A 16,162-nucleotide genomic window follows, 5' to 3' on the forward strand; every position below is an offset into this window, starting at 1 on the left:
ATGAATCCGAGAGTTTTAGAATTAATAAAAAATCCGAAAAATATTCAGTTGGAAGATCTTGGTCTTCTGAAAGAGGAGATTCATACTTTTCCTTATATTCAAAATATCAGGGCACTTCATCTGTATGGAGTACACCTGTATGAAAAAGAAAATTATCAGAAAGAGCTTTCTACCACTGCTGCTTATACCACAGATAAAAAGATTCTTTATCAGCTGATCAACGGAAAGATCAGACAGGAAAAACCTGTTGTAGAAGCAATTCCTTCCAAAACGCTTGAAAAGGCGGCTCAATTGGCTTATAAAAATAAAGCCTTCCCTATTCAGAGAGAAGTAGATTCTGCTGAAAAGAATACAGAGGAGGAAGCATGTGCATTACCAACATCGCATGAGATAAAGCATATCTATATAAATGGAGAGCGTAACAGAATTCTGTTTGAAGGTGAGGAAAACTTCCTGAACGAAGAAAATTCTGACACAATCGATCTTGAATCCACATTAGAATCAGGAACACTGGTAACACAGAAAGCTGAACTCGTTGCAAATTCTGTACAGAACGAACAGCAGAGCGAGCAAACAGAAATCCAGGAAAATACGGGAGAAAACTTTAGTGCTGAAACTGTCATTAACGAAGATAAAATTTCATCTGAGTCTGAAGAAGCAAAAGTTAAAGAAGAAGACCATGTTAGCTTTGAGGAGACGGAACCTATACTTCCGGAAGTAAATGTTGAAGAGAGTACAGCTGAAGCGGTAATAGAAGCAGAACCTGTCCTGAGTACAGAAGAAGTACAAACGGAAACAGAAGAAAATGCAGGAGAAAACTTTAGCGCTGAAACGGTAATTAACGAAGATAAAATTTCATCTGAACCTGAAGAGGTAAAAGTTGAAGAAGAAGATCACGTAAGCTTTCAGGAAATAGAACCTATATCTCAGGAAGTTAATACTGAAGAAACAGCTTCAGAGCCAATAGAAGTTGAAACAGCTTCTGAAAATCAGGTAGATTCAGTGGAAGAAACAGAAGCTCCTGAGGTTGAATCTGAATCTGAAGTAAGCTTCCATGGAACCGATGCTTTCTTACCAGATGTAAAAATAAAGACCAACAACGAAGAAGTTACAGAAACGGCTGAAATTACCTCCCCGAATGTCAATAAACATGAGGAGGAAATGAGACGCCTGATTGAGGAGGTGGAGAAAAAGATGAAGGAGACCAAAGCTGTTCCTCAACAGGAAAAAGAGGAAGCAGAACAGGTTGCGGATCACGAAATCAGCTTTGCAGAAACACAGAATTTCCATTTCTGGTCTACCAGTGATGATTCTCCGGTATCTGAAGAAACAAAAGATCAACAGGCTCAGGAAGAAAACATTGAGGTTGAGGATCAGTTAGCTATAGAAACTTCCGAAGAAAAAATTGCAGAACCAGAAGCCCCTGAAGTTGAATCTGCATGGAAACCAATGAGTGTAGAGGCTCATGTACCGGATTCTTTACTCAACAAAACAGCTGAAATAGCGCCTGTAGCAAAAGTTTCAGAAGAAGAGATCCCTGTTACTGAAGAAGTAAATACAGACTCTAAAAAAGCAGAAAACGAACCAGAAGCTGCTCCTGAAGAAGAGCTGCCTGTTGTAGAAGAAATAACCGAAGAGGAAGAATTGCCTCAGAATACAGAAGATATTACAGAACATACTGATGTTCCTGTTGTAAAAGACGAAGAAGTTCCGGTAATGAATGTTTCATTCTTTGGAACAGATATTTCGAGTCTCAGCGTTGAACAAAGACAACAGGCTGATCAAGAAAAAGAATCTTCAGAAGAAAAGCCTGTTCAGGAAGCCGTTATGAAGAATGAAGCTCCCTCTGTCGCTGACAGTAATGTTCCCGGGTTTATCAATACATGGCAAAGCTGGCTGAAAATCGACAGAACAGAAACAGAAACAGAAGAAGTTGAAAAAGAAAAAGAGGTGATTAAAGAAAAAGCTATTGAAACTTTTATCGAAAATAACCCTAAAATCAGTCAGTTAAAAGAAGAGAGTACCTATGTGGTGAAAGAGAAAAATGATGATATTTCCCACTTGATGACAGAAACTCTTGCCAATCTTTATTTCGAACAGAAACTTTATACCAAAGCCATCAAAGCATTTGAAATACTGATCAAAAAGAATCCTGAAAAGAAAGAATATTTCGAATCAAAGATTCAGGATATTAAAGATTTCAGAAGTAAAAACTAAAATAAAAAGGTACAGTTCAGACGCTGTACCTTTTTTTATTTACCTTTAAGAGGAACTTTTATTCCTCCGTAATTTTTTCCATGCTTTCCGTCCATAGACAACGATAAGAATCATTAAAATAATCGCGGCTATTGCAGCAATAACAGGGGCTGCCATGGCAAGAACAGACATGATCCCTGCACCAGCTGTTTCGGTAGTTCCTACAACGGAATTTCCCAGTCCTCCCGTTGTTGCGGTAGAAGCTGCCCGGATGCCCGCAAAACCTGAGCTGATCGTTGCTGCCGTTCCTCCACCTGCAATTAATGCCAGTGCCCACTGAGGGAAAGTTCCCAACTCGGCAAACTGGCTGGCAAATAATATGGAACCTGCTACAGTAGCCAAAGGAATAGATGCCGTATCCAGCAAATGATCTATAAACGGAATATAATAGGCAAGAATCTCCGCTACCGTTGCTATTCCTGTTGTAATCAGCGTAGGTAATCCCGAAAGCCATTCAAAACTTTCATTCATAGGAATCCAGTGAAAATAAGAAGCCAGGCTTACGATAAACATTGGGAGAAAGACCCGGAAACCTGTGGCCGCGGCTAATCCAATGCCGATAAATGCACTGAGTATATAAGAAAAATAGGGAATATGATCTAACATGTTAATTTTCAGATTTATTGTTTTCATTAAAATTACAAAAACTATCCGAAAACTGAATAGAAACTTCAATCCGCAAGAAAATCCTGCATGAATGAGCCTCAGCAGATGATCTGAGGTGAGCGGAAGACAAAGAATAACCTTATTTCTTTTGCGCTTCACAAAGCTTTTTAAACTGTGCTTCCACATCCTGATACTTTGGCGGCATTTCAGAAGAAACCCAAAACAGCATAGCTATTGTCTTCTCTCCAAAAGCCTCCTTAAACAAAGCTTTATTCAAACGGTAACACTCTCTCAAAAGTCTTTTTATACGGTTTCTGTGTACCGCTTTCTTGAAATACCTTTTAGAAACAGAAACCCCGAATCTGCCGGCTTCTATTGGAATATTAGGCTTGTCCTTCAGGATGATGATCCGCAGATTTCCAGAAGTTCTCCATTTACCCTTATCAAAAAGTAAACTGATCTCTGTATTTTTTTTGAGCTTTTCCGCTCTGGGATATTGGGAATTCTGCATTAATCTTTTTTCACTAAATAATTGATCACTTCAGCAGCAGCATACAATCCGAAAATAGCCGGAATAAAGCTGATCGTGCCGTAGAATGATTTCTTGAAGTTGCTTCCGTCAGTCATTTTAAGACTCTCTTCCTTCTGAATCTCATTAGAGAATACACAACGGATGCCCTTGTTGATTTTTTCCTTTTTTAATCTTTTTCTCACTTGTTTGGCAAGGAAGCAATTGTGGGTTTTGCTTATATCTCTTACCATCACCATGCTCGGGTCGGCTTTTCCTCCGGCACCCATTGAGCTTACGATTTTAATTTTTCTCCTTCTGGCTGCTTTGATCAGGCAGATCTTTGGAGTTACACTGTCGATACAATCCAGTACATAATCGAACTTTCCGGAATCAAGCACTTCATCCATTCTTTCCGGATTCAGGAATTCATTGATTTTGATCAGATTAAGCTGTGGGTTAATGTCCAGAAGTCTTTCTGCTACTACTTCTACCTTATGTTTTCCCACAGTAGAATGCAAAGCGGGAAGCTGTCTGTTGATGTTGGTAATATCTACCGTGTCACCATCCACAATCGTCATATTTCCTACTCCGGCTCTGGCAAGGAATTCCGCAGCAAAAGAACCTACTCCGCCTAAGCCTACAACCAGCACATTCGCTTTGATCAGCTTTTCCAATCCATCTTCTTTGATCAAAAGTTCCGTTCTCTCCAGCCAGTATTTATCCATTTTTTATCGTGTGTAAATTTTCTAAAATGTGTTCATTGAGTCGTTCCAAAGAAATTTCTTTTATTTCCGAAACTTTGAGGTACAAATCTTCGATCTTAAAGTCTTCATTGTCCGTTTCTAAAAAGATTTTATCTAATGGCGTATTTTTTACAACATCCTGCAAAGATAGATTATACAAAACAGCTTTTCCAAAACTCAGATAAAAATTATTGGCAAGAAGATCCGCTGCAATTTGCTGCTTCTTATTAAAACCATGAATAATCATGGGCTGTTCGGCTTTCTTTTTAAAAGAAATCACCTCATAAAATTTTCTTACGCAATGAACGATAATGGGTTTTTTCACCTCATTGGCAATATGGATCTGTTTTAAAAATACTTCCTCCTGAATTTTCTGATCAATAGGAACGATAGAATCCAGTCCGCATTCGCCAATAGCAAAACAGCTTTTAAACATCATACTTCTCATCCATGAAAACTGTTGCTCTATATTGTTCACATCAATATCGTTAGGATGAATTCCGATAGAATACGGAAAGTCAGGCGGAATTCCTTTCGCCAAGTTATAAATTCCGTTTCTGATGTATTTTTTATGGTGGTGAAAATCAAAAAAATCCATGTTCAAAAATACTATTTTCCAGAATTAATTTAAAATTATTAAACGATCGTTTATAAATGTGTTAAAAATTTCTTAACTTTACTCAAAGTACACTTCATGAAAAAAAAATTTACAGAAAAACAGATTCACATATTGGATATTGCGGAAGAACTGATCGCAAAAAAAGGATATGAAGGAACTTCTGTAAGGGATATATGTTCCAAGGCAAATATTAATGTTGCCATGATCTCTTATTACTTCGGTTCTAAAGAGAAAATGATGTCTTATCTCTATCAGTACAGAGTACTGAAGACAAGGGAGAATTTTTCGGAATTTGCAGATACCATCAAAGAAGGAAAGCCTGAAATGCAGATGCGTGAAATGATCAAATACATCGTTTCTCAACTCTTCAAATACAATTATTTTCATGGGTTTGTAACCCAGGAACTCCGCCACACAGAAAATCTGAAAGACGAGTTACTTGATTTCTACCAGCTGTTTGTCAAAAAGCTTGATGAAGTGATCAAAAAAGGCGTAGCTTCAGGGGTTTTCACATTTACACCCAAACCTGAGGATATTCTTACCATGATCATAGGTTCCACCTTATTTGTGATCAGAAATAAAAATTTCTACGAGCTGTATGTTCCGAGTAAAAATGAGGAAACCTATACCAAAGAAGCTGAGAAAAAGGTGAGAATGAATCTTTTATTAAGTGTTTTTGCGATTTTGGGATACGCTGCAGACTAAAATTACGTTAAATATTCATAAAAAAAAATCTATTGACAAAAAAGTTATATTTTTGCAAATTAGTAAATCGGCTGTATAATCCGAAAACTGTTGAATTTTTTATATGAAAAAATATATTTTAGGTCTTTTCGCTGTAGCGGTGATTTCATCTTGTGTAAGCCAGCAGGAAAGAGCAATGAGAAGTGCAGACAAAGAATTTATCTTAAAAGTAGCTAATGAAAACTTTGCTAAGAAAAAGTGGAAAAATGCATTAGCTCTTTACGACAGACTTGCTAACCTTGTAGCAGGAACAGATGATTTCCCGAACGTGGGCTTCAATACTGCCTATGCCAACTATTATGACAAAAGTTATAAACTGGCAGGTCATCAGTTTAAAAATTTTGCAGTTAGTTTCCCAAAAGATCCGAGAGCAGAAGAAGCAGCGTATATGTCGGCACTTTGCTATTATGAAGGATCTATGGATTACAACCTGGATCAGTCCAGTACAGAATTGGCGATCAATGAGCTTCAGGAATTCCTGACCAATTACCCGAATTCTGAAAGATCTAAGAATATTACCCAGCTTATTGACGAGCTGGCTTATAAACTGGAGTTTAAAGCGTATGAAAACGGGCGCCAGTACTTTAATATGGGGGAATATAAGGCAGCAAGTGTTGCTTTGGAGAATGTATTGGAAGATTTTCCAAGTACAAAACTTCGTCCGAAAATTTATGATTACATCATGAAGGCCCGTTATGAATTGGCATTGAAATCCATTTATACCCTTAAAGAAGAGCGTATCGAAAGTGCCCTTACTTATACAAGAGTCGTAGAAAAAGAGCTTCCGAACACAGAATATTCAAAAACAGCAGTTGAACTTAGAGGAAAACTGGAGAAAGAAAAACAAAACTTTGCTGTAGTGAAAAAAGAAACAGAAGCCAAACTTGCTGCTCTGAATGCAAAACAGAAAAAAGAAGCGGAAAAGCTGGCTAGTCAGAATAAAACAGAACAGCAAATCAAAGATCAGATCAGTAACGAAAAGCAGGCAAAGCAGATGCAGAGGGACAGTGCGGCACTTAATACCCCTCCTCCGGCTGCGACTTTCAAAATTAAAAGATAATTCGTAAATTTGCCATCTTAAAATAAAAATAATTTTCTCAAAATGAGTGTAAAAGATACAAAAGCAGAAGTAAATACTATTACTTACGATAAAGATAAGATTGAAGATAAAGTAGGTTCAATCTATGAAGCTATTGTTATCATGGGAAAGAGAGCAGAGCAGATCAATGCGGAGATCCGTACGGAACTTCACAACAAATTGGATGAATTTGCGGTTCACAATTCTACATTAGAAGAGGTTTTCGAAAATAGAGAGCAAATTGAGATCTCTAAACATTACGAAAAGCTTCCAAAGCCAACTTCAATTGCTATTGAAGAGTGGTTAAACGAAGATATCTATTTCAGAAAAACAGAAGACAGAAAATAATCATCTGTGTTTTTTATAATCAAAGGTCATAAAGGAAGTGAGTTCTTTTATGACCTTTGCTGTTTTAAAGCCTGATTGTGGTAAAAAATAAGTATTTTAGTGTTTCAAAAAATTAAAACTAAATGAGTGTTTCCGGTAAAAAAATACTGATTGCCGTTTCTGGGGGAATTGCAGCTTATAAAATCCATTTTCTCATCAGAGATTTTGTGAAAAAAGGAGCTGAAGTACAAGTGATTATGACGCCCGATTCAGAACATTTTGTAACGAAACTGAGTTTGTCCACATTATCTAAAAAACCGGTCTACTCAGACTTTTATGGTGATAACGGAAGCTGGAACAGCCATGTGGAACTGGCTTTATGGGCTGATGTGATGATTGTGGCTCCTTGCACTGCCAATACATTTTCTAAAATGGTTCACGGAGGATGTGATAATCTTTTGATTGCCACTTATATGTCTGCCAAATGCCCCGTATTCATTGCGCCGGCTATGGATTTGGATATGTATGTGCACCCTTCCACAAAGAACAATCTGAAACTTGCAGAAAGCTTCGGGCATATCATTATCCCTGCTGAAAACGGAGAATTGGCAAGCGGACTGATCGGCCAGGGAAGAATGGCAGAACCGGCCACTATTTTGAGCGCCGTTGAACAGTTTTTTACAGAAAATAATCATACAAAAAGCCTTGAAGGCAAAACCGTTCTGATTACCGCAGGACCTACCTATGAAGCCATTGATCCTGTAAGGTTCATTGGAAATCATTCTTCAGGAAAAATGGGGTTCTCCCTTGCTGAGGAAGCTTCCAGAAGAGGGGCGAGAGTTATTCTTATTTCCGGGCCAAGCGTTCAGACGATCAGTGATCCGAATGTGGAACTGCATAAAGTAACCTCTGCCAAAGAAATGCTGTCGAAAGTTTTCGAATTTTATGACAGAATCGATATAGGAATTGCAAGTGCTGCAGTGGCAGATTACGCTCCGAAAGAAGTAGCCAAAGAAAAGATCAAGAAGAATGACGAAAACCTTACCATTGAACTGGTAAAAAACCCGGATATTCTCAAAACGATGGGCGAGAAGAAAACCCACCAGTTTCTGGTAGGATTCGCTCTGGAAACCCAGAACGAAGAAGAAAATGCCAAAGGAAAACTGGAGAAGAAAAATCTGGATATGATTGTCCTGAATTCTTTGCGTGATGAAGGAGCCGGCTTTAAAAATGATACCAACAAGATCAAAATATTTACCAAAACGGAAAAGAAAGAATTTGATCTCAAATCAAAAGGAGAGGTCGCAAGAGATATTCTCAATTTTGTTGAGGCTCAACTTTTAAAATAATTTTAATAAATTTCCGTTCTCAATTTTTTATAGACAATGCAATCGTCAGAACTTAGAAAGATAGATAACCATGAAGACGATACGATTACATATGACAGTTAAAAAGCAATAAGTATCTCCATATGAAAAAAATTATCAGTTTATTTTTTCTGTTATTATTATATACTCAAGGTTTTTCCCAGGAATTACTGGCGACGGTTCAGGTCAATTCCCAACAGATAGGAGGAAGTAACCAGCAGGCTTTTAAATCATTGGAGAAGAGTCTTCGGGATTTTATCAATAATACAAGCTGGACGGGGAAGAAACTTCAGAACTTTGAAAAAATCAAATGCGGATTTGCAATTGTGATTTCAGAAAGAGATGTTAATAAATTCAAAGGGTCAATTGTTGTACAGGCGGTACGCCCTGTTTACAATACAACATACGAAACGCCTTTGCTGAACCTTCAGGATCAGAGATTTGCTTTTGAATATATTGAGAATGAAAACCTTATTTTCAATGAAAGACAATTTTCTGGCAAGAACCTTACAGATGTGATCAGCTTCTATATTTATCTTATTTTGGGATATGATGCAGACAGTTTCCAGTCTATGGGCGGAACCCAATGGTTCTCAAAAGCACAGCAAATTGCTCAGAACTCTCAGAACAGAAACTATGAAGGCTGGAATACCATCAATGAACCAAGAAGCCGTACGATCCTGATCAATGAAATTATCAACCCGAACTGGAGCCAGCTGCGTTCCACAATTTATACCTATCACAGGGCCGGATTAGATAATCTTTTTAATCAGGACCAGACTGCCGGGAAAAAAGTGATTTTTGATGCCCTGATGCAGCTGAAAATGTATGAGAATACGTTCCAGCAAGCATATTTCTTCAACCTTTTCATGGATACCAAAAGTGATGAGATCTTCAATATCTTCAATTCCGGAAATAACGGGGGGCTTATGCTCAATGATTTGAAACAGACCATGATTCTCCTTTCTCCGAAAAATATTGATAATAAATGGAATAAATGGAAGGTTTAAGGTGAGTAATTCCTTGGGGTAGATGTTTTTTGGCTTTTTTATATAAATTTGATATTATTTTCTACATTTGTTATTGTAGTATTTATAAATTATCACCAAATATTAAATAATATGAAATCAAAGATCAAAGCACAAAAGCTTACCAGAGACCAGCAGAAAAATATTTTAGGAAGTGGCCCTATCTCTTATGGATGCAGTGGCTGCTGCTTGTGGGGAACCCAGGATGGCGTAAAGACATGCATGGGATATTATCCTCCTAACAGAGATTGCCGTTGTATGGTATAAGAATTTTGTATTGAGATATAACCCTATAAACTTGATCTCAATCCGATATAAGATAAAGCCCGCACAAAAAAAGAAATTGCTTGCAAACGCGGCAATAAATTTTAAAAGTAACCCTCAAAGTCCTCAAAAAGCTGTAAGGGTTATTTTTTTGCCTATTTATTAGCGTTACAAAAATTTCATGAGATTGCCATATCTTAGCTATTGAATACTCACATCTAAAGTTCTATATTTGCATTAAAAGTAACCCGTCATTTATCAATGCTTTCGAGAATTTACATTAAAAATTTTGCCTTGATTGATACCCTTGAAGTATCATTGAAGAATGGTTTGCAGGTCATTACCGGTGAAACAGGAGCAGGAAAATCAATCATTTTAGGAGCGCTTCGTCTTATTCTGGGCGAAAGAGCAGATGTGAAATCCATTGCCAAAGCGGAAGACAAAAGTGTGGTGGAAACTGAGTTTGAACTTAACAACCAGTTTAAGAAATTTTTCATTGAAAATGATCTGGATTACGAACTTCAGACCATTATCAGACGGGAAATCCTTCCTTCAGGAAAATCCAGAGCATTTATCAATGATGTTCCGGTGACATTGGATGTTCTCAGAGAACTCTCTTCTCAGCTGATCGACATTCATTCCCAGTTTGAAACTTCAAATCTTTTTACGTCAGAATACCAGTTTAAAATTATAGACGGCCTTTCTGAGAATAAGAAAATCATTGAAGAATACCAGCAGGAATTTTCAGACTTTCAGAGCCTGAAAATGCTATTGAAAAAATTGAAAACCCAACTTTCAGAAGCCAATAAAGAAAGTGACTACAAAGAGTTTTTACTCAATGAGCTGGAAGAGCTGAAACTGGATGATGTAGATTATGAGGATATTCAGAATCAGCTTTCCATTCAGGAAAATGCAGGGATGATCTCAGAAAATGTAGGACAGATCTTATCCCGCTTTCATCAGGAGGAAATAGGTATTTTGTCATTCTTTAATGAGGCAAAGGCTAAACTTTCGAAAATTTCCGGCGTTTCTTCCAGTTTTGCAGAGCTTGACGGAAGACTGGAAACCTCTTTCGTAGAATTAAAAGATATTATCTCTGAGCTGGAGCATGAAGCGGAGAGAGTAGAAATCAATCCGGAAAACCTGATCTACCTTACAGAGCTTAATAATAAAATCAATGCTCTATTCCTTAAGCATAATGTATCAGACCTTGATGAGCTGATTGAGATCAGAAACCAATTGGCGGGAGACCAGAGAGGAGCCTCTGAACTGGAAGCTCAGATCACGGAAACAGAAGAAAATATCGCTTCAAAAGAAAAGACGCTTCATATTCTTGCAGAGAAACTGTCAAAGAACCGAAAAAAGAATGTTCCTGTTTTTGTAAAGAAAGCAGAAGGACTTCTTAAAAAACTTGGACTTGAAAAAGCAAAAGTAGACATAGAGTTGCAGGATGCACCTGAGTTTAACCTGTTTGGAAAAGAAAATATTCAGTTACTATTCCAGGCCAATTCCGGCTTTCCTTTGAAACCAATCCAGACAGCTATTTCCGGGGGAGAAAGATCAAGAGTAATGCTTGCTGTAAAGAAGATTATTGCAGAAAGTGATGAACTTCCAACCCTGATTTTAGACGAAATTGATACCGGAGTTTCCGGTAAAGTCGCTGAAGAAATTGGAAACCTGATGCGTGAAATGTCCCAAGATATGCAGTTGATCGTGATTTCTCATCTGGCACAGGTTGCCGCTAAAGGAAATGACAATTACAAAGTAGTCAAGCAGGATATTTCAGGAAGAACCCAGTCTACGATCATTCCTCTGAGCGATTCAGAAAAACTGAATGAAATAGCACAGCTCCTTTCCGGAAGCAAAATTACAGAGGCAGCTTTAGCACAGGCTAAAGAATTGATAGGTTGATAAAAGTATTCCTGAAAAAATGGAGAACTTATTTATGAAAAATAGATAAAAATCTTTCTTCGTTAGCTGTTTAGTATTCGATAAAATATTTTACATAGAATATCGTAACATTTTTACTGTTTTACTTACTAATGTAAGAAAAACTAAAATATGTTTCTGAAGTTCCTTCGGCTTGAAATCAAAAGCTTTTTCCGGGGCAGTTCTGTAGGGATCAATCTTGTCATGAAAATTTTCCGCTTCATAGGAATTTTCTATTTGATAGGATGCCTTGTGGGTGGTGCTTTTATTGCCTTTTTCTATTTACAGGAAGAGCTGCATAAAAATCCTTTAAAGATGATCTCCAAATTTATGATCGTAGTTTGGATTGTTGATCTTGCCCTAAAATACCTTTGGCAGGATATTCCTACCCAAAATATCAAGCCGTTTCTCACGATGAATATCAGAAAGAATACGCTGGTCAATTATATGCTGGTTAAAACTTTTCTTTCGGCATTCAGTTGGCTGAGCTCACTTTTCATTATCACTTTTTCCATGATAGCCCTGTTTAATGGGTATAGTGTTTCCGGGGTATTGGCTTGGCTGGTTGGCATCATTTCATTACTGTATCTGAATAATTTTATCAATATTTTCTTTAATGGTAAAGAAACTTTAGCGATTATCGTAGGGATATGCTTTGGGGGTGTGGGAGCTTTAGGGTATTACAATATTATACCGGTGCTTTCGTATTTCGAATCCGCTTTTTTCAGTCTTTATGAGAAACCTTACTTTGCACTGATCCCGGTTGCTTTATTTGCAGGATTATGGGCACTATGCTTCAGATACCTGCGACAGGAGTTTTATCTTGACCAAGGACTTGAAGTCAAAAAAACTGTTGGAAAAACTGAAAATATCGCTTTCCTAAATAAGTACGGAGCCATCGGAACATTTATCAATAATGATATTAAAATGCTGAGACGGAATAAGGTAACCAAAAACATCCTGTTGGGTAGCTTTATGTTTCTTTTTTACGGATTGCTGATGTTTACCTCTCCGCTCTATAAAACACCTGCGATAATAATGGCTATGGGGCTTTTTGTTACAGGGGGCTTCCAATTCCTTTTTGGACAGCGGGTACCTGCATTCGACAGTTCATACTTTCCTTTGATGATGACCCTGAACGTCCCTTACAAAGAATATCTGAAAGCCAAATGGTGGCTGATGAATATTGTGACGGGGGCATCGATGATCATCGCTTTGTTTTATGCTTACTTTGGCTGGGAACTGTATGTCACATTTTTGGCTGCAGGACTTTATAATATTGGAGTGAATTCCCAATTTACATTATGGTCGGGAGCCTTCAATAAAACCCAGATCGATCTTAATTCAAGAGAAAAAAGACTTGGGCAGAAAGGAAGCTTCAATATGGTTGCAATGTTTCTGCTGATTCCCAAAATGTTACTTCCTATGGCAGTTTTTGCCTTAGCAAAACATTTCTTCGGAATTACTACCGCTGTGGTAAGTATTGCCATTATAGGATTTATAGGGTTTATATTGAGAGAGAAAATCTTCGATATTATCGTAAAACATTATAAAAAAGAAAAATACAGCACATTGGATGCTTTTAAAAATAAAGAATAAGTCATGATCAGTATAAATAATCTATCCAAAACATACGGAACTGCTACAGTTCTGAATATTGAACACCTTGAAATTCCTAATGGTGAAACATTTGGCCTTGTAGGCAATAACGGAGCCGGGAAAACCACCCTTTTCAGTCTGATGCTGGATCTGATTCAGGCAACGACCGGTTTTGTAAGTATTGACGGTATCAAAGTCAGCGAGTCTGAAGCCTGGAAGAATAAAGTTTCAGCTTTTGTAGATGATACCTTTCTTATCGGTTACCTGACACCCGAAGAGTATTTTTATTTCATCGGTGAACTGCGAGGGCAGAATAAGGCTTCTGTAGATGAATTTATAAAACCTTTTCATGATTTTTTCAACGGAGAGATCCTTAAGTCCGGAAAATATATCCGTGACCTTTCAAAGGGTAACCAGAAAAAAGTGGGTATCGTAGGAGCAATCATCGGAAATCCGGAAATCATCATTCTGGATGAACCTTTTGCCAATCTTGATCCATCCACACAGATCAAACTTAAAAACCTGATCAGAGAGCTGTCTAAACAGGACGGGGTAACCTTTCTTATATCCAGCCACGATCTGTCACATACCACCGAGGTTTGTAACAGGATTGTAGTCGTAAACAAAGGACAGCTGGTAAAAGATATTCGGACCAATCCGGAAACTCTGAAAGATCTGGAGCAGTATTTTGCAGATCAGGTTTCAGTTTCCGACATCGGATAGATCAGAAAATATTAAGGGTAGAAAAGCTATGTTTTTCTGCCTTTTTTGATGAATCAACAGACTTAAGAATAAAAAATATTTTTTTTTGTGTAACCTTTCTCAGTTTTCATTGTCTTTAAGATAGAAACAGCATTAGAATGAAACTTTTGTTCGGAAATAAAAAAGAAGATTTGCTTAGCCGCCTGAAGAAACAGGATCCGGCAGCACAGAAGCTTTTCTATGAGCAGAATGTGAAAAAATTTCTGAGTGTAAGCAAAAGCTATGTCAGCGATTTGTATCAGGCAGAAGACTGCCTCATTAAAGCATTCTGTAAAATCTTTAAGCATATAGAAAGCTTCAGGGGAGAATCGAATCTGGAGAGCTGGGCAAGACGAATCGTCGTCAACGAATGCCTGAATTTTATCAAAAGCCATAAAACGGTTTTCTATCTGGATGAGATCAACCAATCTTTTCAGGAGGATTTTCATGAACCGGACATTGATTTTGATTTTAATGCGCAGGAACTTTTGGATCAGCTTCCGGATGCGTACAGGATGGTTTTCAACCTCTATGTTCTGGAAGAATATTCCCATCAGGAAATTGCTGATACCTTACAGATCTCTATTGCAGTGAGCAAAACACAATTGTTCAGAGCAAAAGAAAAACTAAGAAAGATTTACTTTCAACAACAAAAAAAAGTGAAAAATGAACAAGTCTAAAGATCATCTCGAATTCCAGATAAAAAAACAGATCAGAGAGAGAGAAGTTACCCCATCCCGTGATCTGTGGACTGAAATTGAGTTTCAGAATGCAATGAATAGCCAGCCCAAATCAAAAATAAACTGGTTTTTGATCGCTGCATGCCTGGTTCTGACAGTGAGTTTGGGTACCGTTCTGTTTTTTCTTCAGAAGCCTTCAGAAAATCAACCGCAGATCGTAAAAGAGGCTGTGCCCTCAAATGATGACCAGAATAGAGTAGCCCCGGAACAACAAAATATTCCCTTAGCAGCTCAGGATAAAGAAAAAAAGAATGAGAAGAAAATTACTGCTCAGCATAAAGGTGATGAACTTTCCCCATTGGCAGTAGATGAAAAGAAACTGATACTGAAAGAAACGGTTTCTAACAAAAAAGCGGAACTTATTCAGATCTCGGATCCGAAAATCATCGCAAAAGTAGATTCCTCAAAAATTCCGGTGAAAAAGAAAAAATATGTAGATCCCTCTACATTACTGTTCTCTGTAGAACATAAAGATGTGATTGAAAAAACAAAAGATGGAAGCAATGTGGCTACCATAGAACTCAATAGAAAATAATTCATTAAACCTTAAAAATTAATACGATGATCAAGAAATTTGTCATGATGGGATTGGTGTGTCTTTTTTCGTCTTCATTTTACGGACAGAAGGGACTGAACATCAATCTGGCGTCTAAAAAAGATACAGAAGTAAGCCCTATTGTAAAAGATAAAATAGAAGAATATGCCACACAGATCAACGCGATCATTCAGGAAGAAAAGAAACTGATGGAGACTGAGCTGCTGGCGCTTCAGACCAAGAACCTGGAAAAAGGGGATTTCGATAAACAAAAAGCTCAGATTGCTGACCGTTACTCAGAGAAGATCGATAAAAGAATTGAAGAATTAGGATTTGATCTGGATGGAGTTATTCAAAAACAGGTAAGATATTCGCTTCTCAATACCGATGCTGCCTCCAAAGAAGAATTGAAAGAAAAGCTGCTGAAAAAGTTTCGCCCTACCCGCAGCATTACAGGATACTTCTCTTATGGGATCATGACCCTTACGAATGATCTTTCAGATAATGCGCTGGATAAAAATATCGGCTATTCCAATAATCTTGAATTCGGACTGAAACTGAATTATCAGCTTAGCAGAACCAGCCCATGGGCAATCACTTCCGGTTTGGGTTTCTCATGGAGAACCGTTCGCTTGGATAATAATATGTTCTTTACAAAGAATGCCAACAATGAAGTTTACCTGGAAAAGGCAGGTGGAGAACTCAATAAAAGTAAACTGAGAACAGGTTATATTGTCGTTCCTTTAGGCGTACAGTACAATTTTTCTAAGCTTAGAAATGCAGGGATGGATGTTCAGTACAGAAGATTTTACAATGGATTCAAAATAGGAGCCAATGTATACGGTGGAGCAAGAATGTCTACCAACAATATTATTGACGGCAGCGACGGAGAGCTTAGAAACAGAGAAAATTATCAGGTGAATCCTTATATCTATGGAGCTCAGCTGACGGTTTCTTACAACAGTATAAGTGTATTTGTAAAGAAAGATTTCAGCAACTTCTTTAAAGACAGTGCATTTAAAAATGATAAAGCCCTGATATTCGGGATTGCGATTGGATTAGAATAATTGACATT

At 37.6% G+C, this 16,162-nt stretch carries 17 protein-coding genes; 13 read left to right on the forward strand and 4 right to left on the reverse strand.

Going from position 1 to position 16,162, the window contains the following annotated elements; all coding sequences use genetic code 11:
* Positions 1-2,217, forward strand: coding sequence for a hypothetical protein (locus AC106K_RS26595; protein WP_482448651.1), 2,217 nt, complete (start codon positions 1-3; stop codon positions 2,215-2,217).
* 45 nt (positions 2,218-2,262) lie between these two features.
* Here AC106K_RS26595 and AC106K_RS26600 read toward each other — a convergent pair whose 3' ends face one another.
* The 4 genes from AC106K_RS26600 to AC106K_RS26615 all read right to left on the reverse strand — a co-directional run bounded on the left by AC106K_RS26600 (position 2,263) and on the right by AC106K_RS26615 (position 4,714).
* Positions 2,263-2,862, reverse strand: a complete 600-nt coding sequence (locus tag AC106K_RS26600; protein WP_482448652.1) for a DUF4126 domain-containing protein — start codon at positions 2,860-2,862, stop codon at positions 2,263-2,265.
* A gap of 139 nt (positions 2,863-3,001) precedes the next feature.
* Complete coding sequence (rnpA, locus tag AC106K_RS26605; RefSeq protein WP_482448653.1) at positions 3,002-3,373, reverse strand: ribonuclease P protein component; 372 nt, start codon at positions 3,371-3,373, stop codon at positions 3,002-3,004.
* A complete protein-coding gene (locus AC106K_RS26610) occupies positions 3,373-4,098 on the reverse strand; it encodes a tRNA threonylcarbamoyladenosine dehydratase (protein ID WP_047097236.1) in 726 nt (241 codons plus the stop codon). The genes rnpA and AC106K_RS26610 overlap by 1 nt, the downstream gene beginning before the upstream one ends.
* Positions 4,091-4,714 carry a TatD family hydrolase gene (locus AC106K_RS26615; RefSeq protein ID WP_482448654.1) on the reverse strand — a complete coding sequence of 208 codons (624 nt, stop codon included), beginning with the start codon at positions 4,712-4,714 and terminating at the stop codon, positions 4,091-4,093. Before AC106K_RS26615 ends, AC106K_RS26610 begins: the two co-directional genes overlap by 8 nt.
* Positions 4,715-4,810: 96 nt before the next feature.
* Here AC106K_RS26615 and AC106K_RS26620 point away from each other — a divergent pair, with 96 nt between their 5' ends.
* The 12 genes from AC106K_RS26620 (at position 4,811) to AC106K_RS26675 (ending at position 16,154) form a co-directional block, all read left to right on the forward strand.
* Positions 4,811-5,440, forward strand: a complete 630-nt coding sequence (locus tag AC106K_RS26620; protein ID WP_047097234.1) for a TetR/AcrR family transcriptional regulator — start codon at positions 4,811-4,813, stop codon at positions 5,438-5,440.
* Positions 5,441-5,543: 103 nt separating this feature from the next.
* The gene (locus AC106K_RS26625; protein WP_482448655.1) at positions 5,544-6,539 is read left to right on the forward strand and encodes an outer membrane protein assembly factor BamD; all 996 of its coding nucleotides are present in this window, start codon (positions 5,544-5,546) and stop codon (positions 6,537-6,539) included.
* Between the two features lie 42 nt (positions 6,540-6,581).
* Positions 6,582-6,905: a DNA-directed RNA polymerase subunit omega gene (locus tag AC106K_RS26630; protein ID WP_027372958.1), complete on the forward strand. Its 324-nt coding sequence runs from the start codon at positions 6,582-6,584 to the stop codon at positions 6,903-6,905.
* 122 nt (positions 6,906-7,027) lie between these two features.
* Entirely contained in the window at positions 7,028-8,233 is a 1,206-nt protein-coding gene (coaBC, locus tag AC106K_RS26635; RefSeq protein WP_482448656.1) for a bifunctional phosphopantothenoylcysteine decarboxylase/phosphopantothenate--cysteine ligase CoaBC, read from the forward strand.
* A gap of 122 nt (positions 8,234-8,355) precedes the next feature.
* Positions 8,356-9,261: a type IX secretion system protein PorD gene (porD, locus tag AC106K_RS26640; protein WP_047097231.1), complete on the forward strand. Its 906-nt coding sequence runs from the start codon at positions 8,356-8,358 to the stop codon at positions 9,259-9,261.
* Between the two features lie 111 nt (positions 9,262-9,372).
* Positions 9,373-9,546 carry a hypothetical protein gene (locus AC106K_RS26645; protein WP_482448657.1) on the forward strand — a complete coding sequence of 58 codons (174 nt, stop codon included), beginning with the start codon at positions 9,373-9,375 and terminating at the stop codon, positions 9,544-9,546.
* Positions 9,547-9,804: 258 nt separating this feature from the next.
* Positions 9,805-11,454, forward strand: a complete 1,650-nt coding sequence (locus tag AC106K_RS26650; protein WP_482448658.1) for a DNA repair protein RecN — start codon at positions 9,805-9,807, stop codon at positions 11,452-11,454.
* 150 nt (positions 11,455-11,604) lie between these two features.
* Positions 11,605-13,071, forward strand: coding sequence for a DUF5687 family protein (locus AC106K_RS26655; protein WP_482448659.1), 1,467 nt, complete (start codon positions 11,605-11,607; stop codon positions 13,069-13,071).
* A gap of 3 nt (positions 13,072-13,074) precedes the next feature.
* Positions 13,075-13,794 (forward strand): ABC transporter ATP-binding protein, encoded by a 720-nt coding sequence (locus AC106K_RS26660; protein ID WP_047097228.1) that lies wholly within the window; start codon positions 13,075-13,077, stop codon positions 13,792-13,794.
* A 137-nt stretch (positions 13,795-13,931) separates the two neighbouring features.
* Positions 13,932-14,492, forward strand: a complete 561-nt coding sequence (locus AC106K_RS26665) for an RNA polymerase sigma factor (RefSeq protein WP_482448660.1) — start codon at positions 13,932-13,934, stop codon at positions 14,490-14,492.
* Positions 14,479-15,087, forward strand: coding sequence for a hypothetical protein (locus AC106K_RS26670; protein ID WP_482448661.1), 609 nt, complete (start codon positions 14,479-14,481; stop codon positions 15,085-15,087). The genes AC106K_RS26665 and AC106K_RS26670 overlap by 14 nt, the downstream gene beginning before the upstream one ends.
* A 26-nt stretch (positions 15,088-15,113) precedes the next feature.
* On the forward strand, positions 15,114-16,154 hold the full coding sequence (locus tag AC106K_RS26675; protein WP_482448662.1) for an outer membrane beta-barrel protein: 1,041 nt from the start codon (positions 15,114-15,116) through the stop codon (positions 16,152-16,154).
* Positions 16,155-16,162 lie beyond the last annotated feature (8 nt).

It is taken from the genome of Chryseobacterium sp. FR048, assembly GCF_056844665.1.

Coding starts and splice junctions, on each gene's coding strand:
- AC106K_RS26595 (WP_482448651.1), top strand. CDS start 1: ATGAATCCGAGAGTTTTAGAATTAATAAAAAATCCGAAAAATATTCAG.
- AC106K_RS26600 (WP_482448652.1), bottom strand. CDS start 2,862: ATGTTAGATCATATTCCCTATTTTTCTTATATACTCAGTGCATTTATC.
- rnpA (WP_482448653.1), bottom strand. CDS start 3,373: ATGCAGAATTCCCAATATCCCAGAGCGGAAAAGCTCAAAAAAAATACA.
- AC106K_RS26610 (WP_047097236.1), bottom strand. CDS start 4,098: ATGGATAAATACTGGCTGGAGAGAACGGAACTTTTGATCAAAGAAGAT.
- AC106K_RS26615 (WP_482448654.1), bottom strand. CDS start 4,714: ATGGATTTTTTTGATTTTCACCACCATAAAAAATACATCAGAAACGGA.
- AC106K_RS26620 (WP_047097234.1), top strand. CDS start 4,811: ATGAAAAAAAAATTTACAGAAAAACAGATTCACATATTGGATATTGCG.
- AC106K_RS26625 (WP_482448655.1), top strand. CDS start 5,544: ATGAAAAAATATATTTTAGGTCTTTTCGCTGTAGCGGTGATTTCATCT.
- AC106K_RS26630 (WP_027372958.1), top strand. CDS start 6,582: ATGAGTGTAAAAGATACAAAAGCAGAAGTAAATACTATTACTTACGAT.
- coaBC (WP_482448656.1), top strand. CDS start 7,028: ATGAGTGTTTCCGGTAAAAAAATACTGATTGCCGTTTCTGGGGGAATT.
- porD (WP_047097231.1), top strand. CDS start 8,356: ATGAAAAAAATTATCAGTTTATTTTTTCTGTTATTATTATATACTCAA.
- AC106K_RS26645 (WP_482448657.1), top strand. CDS start 9,373: ATGAAATCAAAGATCAAAGCACAAAAGCTTACCAGAGACCAGCAGAAA.
- AC106K_RS26650 (WP_482448658.1), top strand. CDS start 9,805: ATGCTTTCGAGAATTTACATTAAAAATTTTGCCTTGATTGATACCCTT.
- AC106K_RS26655 (WP_482448659.1), top strand. CDS start 11,605: ATGTTTCTGAAGTTCCTTCGGCTTGAAATCAAAAGCTTTTTCCGGGGC.
- AC106K_RS26660 (WP_047097228.1), top strand. CDS start 13,075: ATGATCAGTATAAATAATCTATCCAAAACATACGGAACTGCTACAGTT.
- AC106K_RS26665 (WP_482448660.1), top strand. CDS start 13,932: ATGAAACTTTTGTTCGGAAATAAAAAAGAAGATTTGCTTAGCCGCCTG.
- AC106K_RS26670 (WP_482448661.1), top strand. CDS start 14,479: ATGAACAAGTCTAAAGATCATCTCGAATTCCAGATAAAAAAACAGATC.
- AC106K_RS26675 (WP_482448662.1), top strand. CDS start 15,114: ATGATCAAGAAATTTGTCATGATGGGATTGGTGTGTCTTTTTTCGTCT.